This window comes from Dickeya dadantii NCPPB 898, from assembly GCF_000406145.1.
Taxonomy (GTDB): domain Bacteria; phylum Pseudomonadota; class Gammaproteobacteria; order Enterobacterales; family Enterobacteriaceae; genus Dickeya; species Dickeya dadantii.
Window position 1 is genome coordinate 4,613,709 of record NZ_CM001976.1, and the last position, 13,527, is coordinate 4,627,235.

Genomic DNA, 13,527 nt, shown 5'->3' on the forward strand with positions numbered 1-13,527 from the left:
GGTGCAAGGGAGAAAAAATGGATACGTGTTATCCGATACGAAAAGCGGATGGAAAGGATTACGACAGCCTGGAGACGTTACTGAACGTTTTGCGGCACGAACCCGATGGCTGGTGGCTGGCCAGCAGTAACCGACAGTGGCATGGCGGCATCCACATCAGCCGCCGGAGTGCCCCGGAATCAGTACTGACTTCAATCAACGCCGACAAGGCGGTTCCACTTCAGTGTATCGCCAGCGGAAACGTGGTGGCATGGCGCATCAATAAAAACTACTGCACCGCGCCGTATGACAAATATCAACTGCGCTATTCCAGCACATTTCTGCTGGTGCGTTCGGAACATAAGCCTAATCCGGACGACCAGAGCACGTGGTTGACGTTTTACACGCTGTATATGCACCTCGCTCCTGTTTCTGCCTACCCGGTGCTGATGAATTGTTATCGTGTCAAGCCCAATGTAAATAGCTTACCGACAAACGAATACAACGGCCGGGAAATCAGCGGGCAAAAATTGCCTAAAGCGGGAAATATCACACTCAAAGAAAATGATTTACTGGTGGTGTCAAAGCAGGAAACATTCAAAGTAGAACGTGAAACTAGTAATGATGTTTTCGGGCTGGCACAGCGCCTGAAAGACGGGAAAGTGAGCGAAGAAAAATTCTGGGTTTCTCTGCAAGATAAATTTGTCGAACAAACTGCCCCTCGCTATCACCGTATGCCGGAATGGATGACCAAAGCCGTTGAGCAGGGGAAATATGACACGGTGATCATCCCCGAAGAGACATTTGCGATCAACGCCGGAGACGCGATCGGCTTTTTAGCAGAAGATAACGCTCCCGACAAATCTGATTCCAATCGTGTGGAGGTAGACTTTTATTCGCACATTGAAGTCATCAGCGTTGATACCAATATGCCCGGTTTTCTCTCTAATCCCAAGGGGATTAAAACCGGTCGGGCTTTTGTGAAGATAAAAGAAGGAAAGCCGTTATATCAGAGATCCGGTGAAGGTGCCGAAACAACATTCACACCAACAAATGATATGACCAAAGGCATGAATGCCGGAAGAATTCTACCTCGCGATAAGACCAACCAGATAGAAGCGCAGGGTACAACGTGGTTTCAAATCACAGCTGATAACTGGATTAAATGCGAAGATGTGGACGAGTTAAGCCAACATGACTTATCTAAGCTGGGATTTACTGCGCTGGAAGAAGCATCGACGGACGATTTCGGTTCCCTGCTAAAAGAAAACTTTCTAAAAGGCATCTTTGACTGGGTATCACAATCCATTCGGGGAGATACCGAGTTTGAATGCCAACAGGGATCCGAGACGTATAAAAAGCTGGTGAAAGTCATCGACCAGAACAATGACGGTAATTTATCACAATACGAACTGGCTGCGTTTGAGAGACGTATCTTCGAAGGGCTGCATTCGGGAGAGAATAATGCACCTGAGCTGGTACGTCGGCTGATAGTCAAACATGATAGTGAATGGTTTGGCGACAGCAAGCATAAACACTGGCAGTCTTTTCTTAATAACGATAGCTACCCGAAAATGATGCCGTATCTGAAAAAATGGCGAGATGATATGGCATGGATGAGTGAAGTACCTGAGTTTAAATCGGGTAAGCCTGTTTGGCATTTCCATCCGGTGGAGTTCATTGACATGTTAAACGATGATGACATGTCTCTGAAATGGCTAAAAGTTCCGAAAGGACAGTTAACATTTGATGTTGAGGGTAATGATGACGAAAAAAGCCCTTGGTTTAGCAGAATCGCTCATTGGCCAGGAAGCGCATCGGGTGTGACTATTGGTCGAGGATATGATTTAGGTCAACAGATTACTGCTAATACCGATTTAACTCAGACAAGAATTGGTGAGCCTCTAAAGACATGGTTAATTGAATCTCAAGGATTGTCTTCGTCAAATGCGCAGAATAGATTAATGTCAGCCAGCAGAAATATTCGTACATTTCAAATCACAAGAAAACAACAATATGAAATATTTATGATCTCATATCAACGATTGGAGAATGATGTAAAGAAAATATGTCAGAAGGAAGAAGCCATTCGTAGATATCATCCAAACTCTAATGCCACACCAGAGCAAGCATGGAACGATATACCAGAAAAAATAAAAGAATTACTTGTAGATCTACGCTACCGTGGAGATTATACTCCCAGTACCCGCGTTCACTTACAGCATGCCGCATACTCTGGTGACATTAATACTTTTGGTCGAATTTTATCTAATAGAGCATATTGGCTAAACGTACCAGATGATAGATTCAAAAAGAGGGTAAAATATTATGAAAGTTAAACATTTAACATATTTCTTATCAGTTATTTTCGCAACTCAGTGCTTTGCAGCCTTTTCTGAAAAGGAAAGCAATGAATTGGGAAGAATAAACACTGAATCCCAAAACGATAAAATAACCACCATAAAAAACTTGGATCAGGCTATCAAAAAAGCCATTGAAGATAACCCAGAAAAGAAAAGATTAATTTTGGAGCTGAGAAAATCTTGGGATTTAACAATAGAAAAAAAATGCCAGTTTGAAATTTCTGAATCTAAAGGAACAGATGCAGAAACCACTAAGATGAACAATTGCCTCGTCGAAAATTACCTGGATGAAATAAAGTACTTTGACAGTATACTTCCCTAATTTAAGATTAACAAAATAATAAAAATTAGTCAGCACCAGTATAAACGCATTTAAGTATTGAGGATACCAATCATGAAAATAAAAGCAGCATGCTTATTATGCTTACTAATCAATAATGCAACAATAGCTGACGAATCGAACATTACTTACGGCTACGATAAAAATAAAGGAGAAATCTATGCAGTAAGTGGGAAGGAAAAAGGAGTTTTAAGTTTTGAAGAGAGTTATACCGGTAATCCTGCTGTTTCGTTTGGATTCTTTAATAATCAACCATCAATTATTGTTTCAGCCCGTTCTTTGCATGACTATACCGCTTATATGACATTGCAATTTAAAAACGGTAATTTTTATGCAGACTGTCTATATGTCGATATAAAAAGCAAACAAAACGGTGTTGCTTCGAAAGAAGGCTTGTGCGGGTTAAACACACCGGTTTCAGATGATTATATTGAACTTGTTGAAAAACAAATTAATGATGTATCAAATAATATTGACACGGTAGATACATCCTATTTTTTAAATGGAAAAACAACTTACATTCCATTAACTCTCTTTCGTGGGAAAGATAGTTTAATTTATAAAATATATAAAAATAAAAGTGCCATGCTAAACGATGAATACCAAATATTATTCACTGATAAACATGGGCAATGCCAGTCATACAATAAAAATACGTGGCTAGAATATAACTCAAAAGCTGCGGACAATGCCCATATCAAAGCAGAAAAAAATAAGGATGATCAAATATCATTGATACCTATCGTGGTAGAAGATGAAAAAAAATCTAATGATTGTGAAAAATACCCAACATTTAAGGTAAAATCAGATAAATCTTTTTTCTATGATGAAAACAAAAACCCCAAAAACTCTTACCTAATAAAAGGGGATGATATTACCTTACTGTCAATTAAGGATGATGATAAATGGTGTCGAGTCAGGTATGTTTCAGAAAAGAACAAAAATACAGATGGTAATATGCTCTGTTCAACATTGAAACTATAGTAATGATATCGTTTAAGCTGACTAAAATATAAATAAATTCGGATATAATAAATCACCCAAAATGATGGATGATATCAAGGTATAACACATCTACATAACGTGGACCTTATGCGCAGGCAGTGCTAATTCTGTGCACAGGTCCGAATCAACATGCAATATTAAAACCGCCAGAACCCACTGGCACCAGAGACGTTGTATTACTGATTACCGGCTCCACCGGGGAGGAGCGATATTCTCCACGATATCTGAAAAAGAGATCAAAGGATCACGCCTTTTTACCGCCGCCTCTACACAGTGTTGCACCGGAGATTTATAAGGTGTATCGCCGATAATCACGTTGCTGCTACCGGAAACAATGAGGCCGCCGCAATCAATGTCGTCACCTATTCGCGCGGCAGATTTCCCATTAATCGATACCGTAGAAGATCCTGATGCTATTTTTCTGCCATGCACACCATGAGGCCCCTGAGGGCAGGGACATCCGTGCATTTTTACCGTATCACCAACGCGTGCGGCCGGGAGACCGTTAATCAATACGTCAGCGCTGCCTTCTGTTACCGGAGTATCGGGAAAGCAATCATGTCCACTTCCGATGTCATTTAAGCGAGCCGCTCCTGGCATGTTACGCTCCTTCCTTTACTTGATTGATATTGTTTAACCTGACATACAGATCTACTACGCTGCGGTGATGATATGACAACCTGTACACTACCTTTTGACGATCATTATGCCGTGATAACCCTACACCCCACGTCGCAACCCATCATTGATGTCGGTCACCCCAATCACCGGTTTTCAAGACCATCGCTGTCGTTCAAATACGTTAAAGCGCCCGGCTCTCCGGTATCAATGCAGCGCTCGTTTTTTCGCTACGTAATTTCCCTTGTTAAAACGAGATAAAAACACTAAATCTTGACGACATCACGCCCATCATATCCAGAAGGAATACCCATGCTGATTTATAACGTGTTTGGTCGGATTATTGGAGTCAAGCGACACCAGCAGCAATGGCTGGTATTTCGCGTCAACCTGAATGAAAGAAAGTATTCGCCGCTGCACGAGGTGGTGATACCAGATGATGTGGCGGAAGAGGAAATTCCTGTCTGGCTGGATGATATCTTCCACGAAGCAGCCAGCGATAAATATCCCCAGATATTCCGGATTGAATAATATTTCTGGCGGTTTATCGACATAAAAAAACCGGGTCGAAACCCGGTTAACAACAGCATAAGACAGACACAAGGAGGGGGATTATTCATGATGATTGAGGGTGGGCGAGGGGTACGGTCCCCAACCTCATCAAACACGTTATTTATACAGAACCGCGTTGCCGTGCAGCGTGTCGTCACCCTGAACGGACGTGATCTGGAACGATTTGGCGCCGGCGGCATCGGCTTTAGCGGCCAGTTGAGCCTGCAGACTATCGAGCGTGCTGGCGCTGGCGGAGATGCTGCCGACTTCCTGACCCTGCGGGTACTGGATTTCCGTTGCAGCAAAAGCGCCGACAGACAGTGTGCTCAGTGCGATGGCGGTAAAGACAGTTTTCATGTTCATGATAGCTTCCTTTTTTACGTTTTCGTTGTTGAGGGCGTTTGTAAATGACAAGTCAATTATCACCACAGTAACTATACCCCACTTCACAAAAAGTGCGATCCATATCACACTCTTATGTCAGTAATATGAAAAAATAAGGTATTCAATAGATTACCGATATCCACTCTCGCGAATTTTTTCGGATGGGCCGGCAAACGCATTCTGGCGTTATCAAAAGCCAGTCGGCTCAGGAAAACGCCCCGGAAAAACATGCAATTTATGGAACGCACCGGGAAGAGCGGGAAATCAGCGGGTATACGCATGAACATGCGGAAAGGCAGCAAGAGTAAAACGCCACACGCGCCAGCCGTCAGACCAGACACGTGTGGCGGGAGATCACGCCCTGTCAGGCAACCGTCGCCGGCGCTGTTTTATCAGGGATGACTCCACATTGATGGGTAGCTTTCACCATTGCCGTTCACGGCAACAACCCGGTAGTAGTAGCCGCCAGCCGGTACTTTTGAACTGTCGCTGTAGGCGTTAGCGCTAACGGTGGCGATCGTCCGGTAATCACCGTTTTCACCGGTGGCACGTAATATTTTGTAGCGCTCGGCGCCGGATGCCGCCGTCCAGGATAGCCCGGTGACGCCGTTGCTGCTGTGCGCTTTCAGGTACAGCGGCGTGCCGGGCACCGGTTTGGCATCACGGGTGCCATCCAGATAGAGCACCACGCTGGCACGCGGCCCCACGGTCACATCGCCCGATTGCGTTCGCTGCGAAACCAGATCTTCCGCCGCGTTGAAACCGACCGGTGTTTTCAGCACGTAGCTATTGCTGGCGTTGGCGTTAATCCCCATCAGATAGTGGCCGAAACGCAAAGCGTAAAAATCGGCCTTACCGCGGAACGGATCGTCGCTGGACGCATCGGTCGGCGTCGACCCCAGCGGCAGCAGCTCGCCGGCATAGGCGTTATCCGGCGGATTAGGCGGCGTGTAAGGGGTTTTCTCCGGCATATCGATGATGTTGGGGCGCGCATACACCGAGGTCGCTCGGAAGATTGGCGTGGTTTCCAGTACGCCGTATTGGTCATAGCCGGACGTACTAAAGTGGAAGCGCGCCAGACCGTTGATGCCCGTCCCCGCTTTCGCCTCCCAGTAAGCGCTCAGCCACAGGCGTTCATCTCCTTTTTTGATCGCGGCGATAGCGTTCTCTTCATCCACCCAGGCAAAGTCAGGCTGCCCGTCCGTCATCGGCAGACGCACACCGCTGTCGCTCGCCGCTTTGATCGTCTGATAATCGGCGAATACGTCCAGCGCTTCAAACGCGGACTCCGACCCGGCCAGATTGGCGAAAAACTGATTATCGTCCAGCATTTGTCTGGCGTAACCCATGAGCGTCGCATCTTTGCTGGCGGCGGCGACACGCAACGCCTTAGCGCGTTCGTTGGTATTCACCGCGTCGGCATAAGCGATGTAACCGGCGAAATTGCCGTCGCTTTCATGCGCGCCGCGCCAGGCCAGCAGGCCAATCGCTTCCATCGAACGGTAGGTGGCGCCATTACTGATTTCAATCGCCGGACGGCGGAACGGCGCGCGCGCTTTGGTCATTTTCACCATCTGCGTGCGGAAATCCTCATTACCGGTGACACGATAATATTCCGCCAGATACGACTGCACTTCCCCATACCCCGCGCCGACATAGCCCCACTCGCGGGTCTGGCCTTTGTCGGTGACCTGATAGTAGTTGCTGCCAAACGGTTTCCAACCGCCATCATCCGGCAGGCCATTGCCATTACTGTCCGCCTTATCATCACCGCTCCACGGTAAAAGCCCGACAGCTTCCTTGATATAGCGCTGCGCGGTTTCCTCCGGAAAAGCGCGCGAATCTTTCAGTACCAGCATGCCTTTGTTGGCGAAGTAGATGTTGGTATTGGCTATCAGGTTCTGGTTGCTCAACCTCAGGCGATTTTGCAACCGGCCGTATTCACGGCTGGCAAACAGCATGTCGGCCCAGGCGATACGGCGTTTTTTAGTACCGGCGGCACCATAGCTGACTGAGGCATTGAGGATATCGGCAGTCAGCATCTCGCGCAGGTAATAGATCGCCTGCCCCTGCGAGCCAAAATTTCCCCCCCAATTTTTCACGGTGTTGTTGTCGGCATAGTATTGCGCGGCGTAAGCATCCAGTGTGGCGACGACCTGGCTCACCACCGCCGGATTTTGGTAGCTTTTCAGTTCCGGAATGGCGTACGCATGAGCGAGATACCGCAAATCTCCGCCGGAAAGATTCGCGGTTGTCGGCTCCTTGCCAAGCAGGCTGGTGATACGGTTATTGATGGCAACGCGGAACGAACCGTTCGCGCCCAGCATCTCATCGCCCGGGGAAGGACGGGTGCTGACCGCCGGCGCACTGCCCTGCCTTTCGCCCGAAACATCAAGGAATGGCTCAACATGGGTGTAAGCCCGGTAAATCCCGCGGCTCGGCACGTTCATCGCGTACTGATACGGATTGCTGGCATCCGGGCCGCCGTTGCCGAACGGATAGAGACGGCCGGTGGACACAATTTTCAGGGTAACGCTACTGCTGCCTTTGGTCATCGCGTAAGGCAGCAAGGTGGTTGAGTAGAAGAAGCGCCCTGGCAACGGCTTATTCCAGTGGGTGACGCTGAGCGGCGCATAGTCGCCTTCGTGACGGTAGCCGACCTGATAATCAACGCCATCCCTGACGATATACAAGTAAAGGCGACCAGTATCGTAGTTACCGTCATCTTCACCCCACAGCTTGACGGAAACGTAGTTACGGCGCAGCGGATCCACCCGCAGGGTAACCGTCAGGCTGCCGCCATACACGCCTGCCGGGCTGAGCGGCAGTAATTTACGGGCGGATTCGCCCAGCCCACCGGAGAGCGTCTGGCTATTATTTTCGATCAGACTATGGCTTTTCTCCGACGCGCTGTCGCCAAACGAAACCTGATCAATCGTCCCAACCGCCGTAGCCGCGGCTGATGACGACGTGGCTCCTGAACCCGAACTCTCGGCGGCAATGGCCGCATGATTTGCCGTTGTAGCCGCCAGCGCCAGCGCAACCAGCCACGCCGGTCTGAACACCGTGTTTTTCTGCATAGGTCAGTCCCTTTTTCCAGTTTTTTATCATCCGTGCAGTCCTATCAGATGACAATGACAAAACGAATACATCATTACCACACTAATACTTCCATCAATTAACCATAGTTTCTCGACGCTATTGATACTTTTTTAGTATCACCTTCCCACGCGTCGTCTACATACCCTAAGCCGACGTCGTCAGGTGGAAACAGCATGTAGAAAAGTCGGGATTACAACACATCGCGCTCCTCTGTCGGATCGGCGTCAGTATTTATGGCAACAACCCTGTCCGCCAATTAATCATACCGGCGCTTTATGCCCGAAAAACACCGACCAGACGGCGCGTGACCGTTAATCACATCAGACCTCCTGATGGGTTTTATCACGACAACAGAGGGGATTGCTCTGCTGGCAGCGGCCATAATGAGGATAGAAAAGGAAATAATATGTCAACTAATGAAAATAAACTTTCCTTAAATGAATGCAAATAATCACGCTGGAAAAGCAAGCGGTAAAAACGTTAACATATATCCCCACCAGGTGAGTTTTGCGTAAAAAGACATAAAAGTGATGACAGGGGGAAATATGTTAGAAATATTTGATGTGAGTTTTAGCTTAATGTCAAATAACAAGCTAGATGAGGTGTTTGCACTACGCAAAGGGACATTTAAGGACCGTCTGGACTGGACCGTCAACTGTATTAACGGGATGGAATTTGACGAGTACGATAATGAACATACCACCTACTTGTTAGGTGTCAAGGAAGGAAAAATCATTTGTAGTGTCAGATTTATAGAAATGAAATATCCCAACATGATTACTGGCACATTTTTCTCTTATTTCGACGGCCTCAACATTCCCGAAGGGAATTATATTGAATCCAGCCGATTTTTCGTCGACCGCGATCGGGTGAGAAATTTGATTGGCACCCGTAATCCAGCTTGCCTGACATTATTTCTTGCCATGATCAATTACGCCAGAAAATATCATTATGATGGGATATTCACGATTGTCAGCCACCCGATGCTGACCTTGTTAAAACGTTCAGGCTGGCGCATTTCCATCATTCAGCAGGGGTTATCAGAAAAACAGGAGAAAATTTATCTGCTGCATCTGCCCACTGACGATGAAAGCCGATACGCGCTGATCGAGCGCATTACACGGATAACCAACGCCGAATCCGAGCAGCTTACGACCTTGCCTTTGCTGGTCCCACTGGCTTGATCAGGTTCATTTCAACGCCGAGCCGGATAGCATGCTTGGCATTCAGCACGCCCAGTTTTTTCACAACGTTGCCGATATGAAATTTTACTGTACTGGTGGTGATACCGAGAATAAGCGCAATCTCCTGATAGGTTTTTCCCATACTCGCCCAGTAGAGAATTTCGTTTTCTCTTTGTGAGAAAAGATCGGCTTCCTGCGACTTGCTGTTGTTTCTGTTTCTGCTCATCTCTCGGTACAGAGAGGTGAGTTTTTCATGCGCTGAAATCAACAGCATTTGCAATTTATCTTTATTATTCTGAATAATTTCTTCCAGTTCTTCGCTGCGGTGCTCTTCAATCATAAAAGACAAGGCGGCCAGGTTGTTACCCGGATCGTGCAATACAAAGGTATAACCATTAACAATGTCGTAATCTTTGGAGAGATTGAATATTCTGGAAAACTTCAATTTTGAACTGATGACCAGATCATCATCCCAGGAGAAAGGGGAAATTTTGTTGATAGCGGTCAGAATTACCGGGTCAATATGCTGATAGTTATTATTTCTGTAAATATCAACCCACTCCGTCGGATAGTTGGAGATGATCACAACGTCCGTCGGTTTCTTCTTGTTCATGATCAAATAGGCGTACTTGGGGTCGCCATAGCTTTTTAACTTTCTGTTAAGATAGCTTTGTATTGTGCTATTGATGAAGTCAACGTTAGAGAATGATATAGACATCCAACTCTCCCAAAATCGCGTGCGACAGCCCAGCCTGACCATAACGGCACGAAAGTATAGTATCAACCTATACCTAAGTCTAACTATCTTTCCCGATACAAAATCCTTAGAATTTTCAAAAAATAACATCAACACAAAAATAAAAACATCTGATCCGCTTTAAAGATCGGAAAGCCAAATTGGCGCACACCAGGGAAATATCCGTTAGTTTATTATTTCTATGCCTTAAATAATTCGGGTAGCAGGACAAGGCTCATTATGAGCCAGGTAACGCGGCCCCCCAGTGAATCACCGAAAGCTGGCATAAGTCAGCGACGGGGATGAATGCAGGCGGCCAACCTATCTGTCATCCTAAGTATGGCGGGCAATAACGCTGTATTGTTAGCCCTTCTCTCTCTTGTGTTATCCTCCACGATTCGCAGGAGAGAGAAAGGTCATTTTCTTCCTCTGCTTATTTTCGCCCGGCACCTTGCCATTCCCTCAAATATCCCTTTTGTCTGTTCTGTATCTGACGGAATACCCGGATCACATCCTGTTATATCGCGCACGCGCTCCCCGCAGAATGTTGATGATGGAAACATTCGGATAAAAAACGTGATAACGCCGCTATCAGAATAAACTACACCGATTTTACCGCCGATCTGACGGTATTACTCCTCCCACATCGGCTGGCGTGCAATTTCAAACAAAACGCCTGAATAACGCTGGTTATACTCCCGTCAAAGAGACAGATAAGGGGAGTAGAATGGATTATTCGGTAATTATTCATCATGATGATGACACCTTGCATACCCTCCTGCGCGACAAACTCAGCGCGATTGGCGTCGATAACGGCCGTATCGCCGAGATCTTTCAGGGAGCCCCCTTGTTCGGTGAAGAGGGGCGGCTGGACTCCATCAATATCGTCACCCTGATCGCCATGCTCAGCGACCACTGCGAAGCGGCCTATAACCTGAGCGGCGATTTGTTCGACCTGACGGACGACCGCGTTTTTGATGCGTTCCAGAATCTGACCAGTCTGACGCGCTTCCTGCGCGAGCGGCTTCGCCATGGCTGACCCCACCCCTCCCGTTGCTGCTGAGGCGGGTTCGCTGTTCGCCAACGGCTATGTAGAAGAGATTCCTGTTGCCAATATTGCCGACCGCATCGGCACGCCTTTCTATGTTTACAGCGCCCGTCAGCTACGCCGCCAGCTTCAGCAGCTCCGCCAGCAACTGCCAACCGGAACCGCAATTTATTATTCTTTGAAAGCCAATCCTAATCTTTCGGTGGTTAGAGCGTTGGCGGAACAGGGGGCGGGGTGTGAGGTCTGCTCGCCAGCCGAGCTGAAAACCGCGTTGGCGGCAGGCGTCTCACCGCAGCACATCCTGTATGTCGGGCCGGGCAAATCTCTGCCGGCGCTGAAACTCGCCATTGACTGCGGCATCCAGGCAATTGTGGTGGAGTCGGTAACAGAGCTGGATAACCTCAACCGGCTGGCCGCACGGGCCAATACCGTGCAGACGGTGGCGCTGCGCATCAATCCGGATTTCAGCAGCGCGCACGCCCGGCTGGTGATGAGCGGCAAACCTACCCAGTTCGGCATGACGCGGGATACCCTGCATACCGTGCTGGTCAGCCTGCACCGCTGGCCTTCCATTTCCCTGCGCGGTTTTCATGTTTATCTGGGTACCCGAATCCTCAATGCGCAGGCCATCGCCGACAACACCCGTAATATTCTGCAACTGGCGCTGGATCTCCGCAACACGCACCGGTTAACGCTGGATTTCGTCGATGTCGGCGGCGGTTTCGGCGTACCCTATTTTCCGAAGGAAACGCCGTTGGATCTGCCGGCGTTAGGCGCGGCCATCGCGTCGATCGTGGCGGATTTCCGCCGCCGGGCCGCCGACACGCAAATCATCATCGAACTGGGACGTTATCTGGTGGCGGAAGCCGGCCTGTTCGTCACCCGGGTCAACACCCTGAAAACCGCCGGCGGGAAAACGTTCGCCGTCTGTGACGGCGGCGCCAATTGCCACAGTGCGGCGGCCGGCCTGAACAGCATGCTGCGCAAAAACTTTCCGTTGTTGCGGCTGGGCGACAACCAGGGGCGGCCGTTGCAGCCTTATCAGGTCAGCGGACCGCTTTGCACGCCCACCGATCTGCTGGGCGACAATGTGCTGCTACCAACGCTGGAGGTCGACGACCTGATCGGCATCACCCACTCCGGCGCTTACGGGCTAACCGCGTCGCCGGGTTCGTTCCTCAGTTTCGGTTACCCGGTGGAAGTGATGGTGGACGGTCGACGCCTCACGCTGATACGCCAGCCGGAAACCACGGAACAACTGCTGGCCCGGCAACAGCCGGTCGACCTCTGCGGGGATACGCCATGACGTTGTGTATCCAGCCGGATGACCTGGTATGGCGCGCTTTTGCGCCCGAAAGCGAGGCCGCGTTGCTGGCCCCACATCCCAGTCAGGCTTTGATGGCGGATTACCTGCGCGCTTTTTTCCGTTCTCACGACGACCCCCAGGAACCGGACGACGCCCTGCTGACCCGCTGGCTCAACAGCGGCCGCCATACGTTTACCGCGATGATGCAGGCGCTGCTGCCCGAATTGCAGGCGCGTCATACGCTGCAGCAGCTTGATCTGGTGATGTTCGCTCATTGGACGCCCGACAGCACCCTCGGTTGCGCGGTATCCAACGCGCTGATCCATGCCTGCGACGCCCGACAGGCGTTCGGGCTGTCGGTGTCGGAGCGCGGGCTGGCGGCGCCGCTGTTTGCGCTGCACGCCATCGACGACTATCTGGCCAGCGATGAAAACCGGCGCGAGGCGTTGCTGATGATTGCCGATCAGGACGTGGCGCCTTACCCCAGCGAACGGCTGGCGCAGTTGCGTCCCCAAAAGAACTGTTGCCTGATGCGGATAGAAAAACGCCCGCCCCAGCAGGCCAGCGGGCTGATATTTGAAGGGTATTATCGCCAACCTTACGCCGAAAGCGGCGACCCGATCGGAGCCATGCGGCAATTGCTCTCGCGCCTGCCCGCGGCGGACACGCTGACGCTGCTGAGCACCCCGTCGCTGGCGGCGGAACTACAGGGCGCGTTCCCCGAACACCAGACTGCGGCCGTGGCGGAGTCGTTACTGTGCGCCGCCCCGTTCGTATACCTGAAACACCATGCGCAGCCGGGCCGGCGTTATCTGCTGACGGTGCCGGAATCGCGTCACCTTACCGCCTGTGTGTTGCGCTACCAGCCTTGCCACGACGGGCCTTTCACTTGCCCTCCCCGTACCTGAGA

Annotated in this window: 11 protein-coding genes and 1 pseudogene; 8 read left to right on the forward strand and 4 right to left on the reverse strand. The window is 49.6% G+C overall.

All coding sequences use genetic code 11. The features are described from left to right. Positions 1-17: 17 nt before the first annotated feature. The 3 genes from DDA898_RS20750 (at position 18) to DDA898_RS20760 (ending at position 3,666) form a co-directional block, all read left to right on the forward strand. Positions 18-2,318 (forward strand): DUF8812 domain-containing protein, encoded by a 2,301-nt coding sequence (locus DDA898_RS20750; RefSeq protein ID WP_050570297.1) that lies wholly within the window; start codon positions 18-20, stop codon positions 2,316-2,318. Further along, entirely contained in the window at positions 2,308-2,664 is a 357-nt protein-coding gene (locus DDA898_RS20755; RefSeq protein ID WP_038912245.1) for a hypothetical protein, read from the forward strand. The genes DDA898_RS20750 and DDA898_RS20755 overlap by 11 nt, the downstream gene beginning before the upstream one ends. A 72-nt stretch (positions 2,665-2,736) precedes the next feature. Further along, on the forward strand, positions 2,737-3,666 hold the full coding sequence (locus tag DDA898_RS20760; protein ID WP_038912246.1) for a hypothetical protein: 930 nt from the start codon (positions 2,737-2,739) through the stop codon (positions 3,664-3,666). A gap of 237 nt (positions 3,667-3,903) precedes the next feature. Here DDA898_RS20760 and DDA898_RS22625 read toward each other — a convergent pair. Continuing rightward, positions 3,904-4,287: pseudogene (locus DDA898_RS22625) on the reverse strand (type VI secretion system PAAR protein); the annotation flags it as partial. Between the two features lie 330 nt (positions 4,288-4,617). Between DDA898_RS22625 and DDA898_RS20770 the strand changes: the two are divergent. Next, positions 4,618-4,836, forward strand: coding sequence for a DUF7661 family protein (locus tag DDA898_RS20770; protein ID WP_033112147.1), 219 nt, complete (start codon positions 4,618-4,620; stop codon positions 4,834-4,836). A 138-nt stretch (positions 4,837-4,974) separates the two neighbouring features. On the opposite strand, the gene bhsA is transcribed toward DDA898_RS20770, so the two are convergent. Together bhsA and DDA898_RS20780 are read right to left on the reverse strand one after the other, a co-directional pair. Then, complete coding sequence (gene bhsA, locus DDA898_RS20775) at positions 4,975-5,220, reverse strand: multiple stress resistance protein BhsA (protein ID WP_081639271.1); 246 nt, start codon at positions 5,218-5,220, stop codon at positions 4,975-4,977. Between the two features lie 413 nt (positions 5,221-5,633). Continuing rightward, positions 5,634-8,321 carry a fibronectin type III domain-containing protein gene (locus tag DDA898_RS20780; protein ID WP_236616689.1) on the reverse strand — a complete coding sequence of 896 codons (2,688 nt, stop codon included), beginning with the start codon at positions 8,319-8,321 and terminating at the stop codon, positions 5,634-5,636. A 567-nt stretch (positions 8,322-8,888) separates the two neighbouring features. Between DDA898_RS20780 and DDA898_RS20785 the strand changes: the two genes are divergently transcribed. Further along, a complete protein-coding gene (locus tag DDA898_RS20785) occupies positions 8,889-9,527 on the forward strand; it encodes an acyl-homoserine-lactone synthase (protein ID WP_038912247.1) in 639 nt (212 codons plus the stop codon). Here the strand turns inward: DDA898_RS20785 and DDA898_RS20790 are convergent. Further along, positions 9,493-10,245 (reverse strand): helix-turn-helix transcriptional regulator, encoded by a 753-nt coding sequence (locus tag DDA898_RS20790; RefSeq protein WP_038902354.1) that lies wholly within the window; start codon positions 10,243-10,245, stop codon positions 9,493-9,495. The genes DDA898_RS20785 and DDA898_RS20790 overlap by 35 nt on opposite strands. A gap of 745 nt (positions 10,246-10,990) precedes the next feature. On the opposite strand from DDA898_RS20790, the gene DDA898_RS20795 reads away from it, so the two are divergent. The 3 genes from DDA898_RS20795 to DDA898_RS20805 are packed head-to-tail and all read left to right on the forward strand — an operon-like array spanning position 10,991 to position 13,525. Then, complete coding sequence (locus DDA898_RS20795) at positions 10,991-11,302, forward strand: hypothetical protein (protein WP_033112148.1); 312 nt, start codon at positions 10,991-10,993, stop codon at positions 11,300-11,302. Then, positions 11,295-12,617 (forward strand): type III PLP-dependent enzyme, encoded by a 1,323-nt coding sequence (locus DDA898_RS20800; protein ID WP_038912249.1) that lies wholly within the window; start codon positions 11,295-11,297, stop codon positions 12,615-12,617. The genes DDA898_RS20795 and DDA898_RS20800 overlap by 8 nt, the downstream gene beginning before the upstream one ends. Beyond that, positions 12,614-13,525 (forward strand): hypothetical protein, encoded by a 912-nt coding sequence (locus tag DDA898_RS20805; protein WP_038912250.1) that lies wholly within the window; start codon positions 12,614-12,616, stop codon positions 13,523-13,525. Before DDA898_RS20800 ends, DDA898_RS20805 begins: the two co-directional genes overlap by 4 nt. Positions 13,526-13,527: the final 2 nt, after the last annotated feature.

Excerpts from the sequence above, each read along its gene's own strand:
- DDA898_RS20805 (WP_038912250.1), top strand. The coding sequence starts at position 12,614 with ATGACGTTGTGTATCCAGCCGGATGACCTGGTATGGCGCGCTTTTGCG.
- DDA898_RS20780 (WP_236616689.1), bottom strand. The coding sequence starts at position 8,321 with ATGCAGAAAAACACGGTGTTCAGACCGGCGTGGCTGGTTGCGCTGGCG.
- DDA898_RS20755 (WP_038912245.1), top strand. The coding sequence starts at position 2,308 with ATGAAAGTTAAACATTTAACATATTTCTTATCAGTTATTTTCGCAACT.
- DDA898_RS20790 (WP_038902354.1), bottom strand. The coding sequence starts at position 10,245 with ATGTCTATATCATTCTCTAACGTTGACTTCATCAATAGCACAATACAA.
- DDA898_RS20750 (WP_050570297.1), top strand. The coding sequence starts at position 18 with ATGGATACGTGTTATCCGATACGAAAAGCGGATGGAAAGGATTACGAC.
- DDA898_RS20770 (WP_033112147.1), top strand. The coding sequence starts at position 4,618 with ATGCTGATTTATAACGTGTTTGGTCGGATTATTGGAGTCAAGCGACAC.
- DDA898_RS20785 (WP_038912247.1), top strand. The coding sequence starts at position 8,889 with ATGTTAGAAATATTTGATGTGAGTTTTAGCTTAATGTCAAATAACAAG.
- DDA898_RS20795 (WP_033112148.1), top strand. The coding sequence starts at position 10,991 with ATGGATTATTCGGTAATTATTCATCATGATGATGACACCTTGCATACC.
- bhsA (WP_081639271.1), bottom strand. The coding sequence starts at position 5,220 with ATGAACATGAAAACTGTCTTTACCGCCATCGCACTGAGCACACTGTCT.
- DDA898_RS20760 (WP_038912246.1), top strand. The coding sequence starts at position 2,737 with ATGAAAATAAAAGCAGCATGCTTATTATGCTTACTAATCAATAATGCA.
- DDA898_RS20800 (WP_038912249.1), top strand. The coding sequence starts at position 11,295 with ATGGCTGACCCCACCCCTCCCGTTGCTGCTGAGGCGGGTTCGCTGTTC.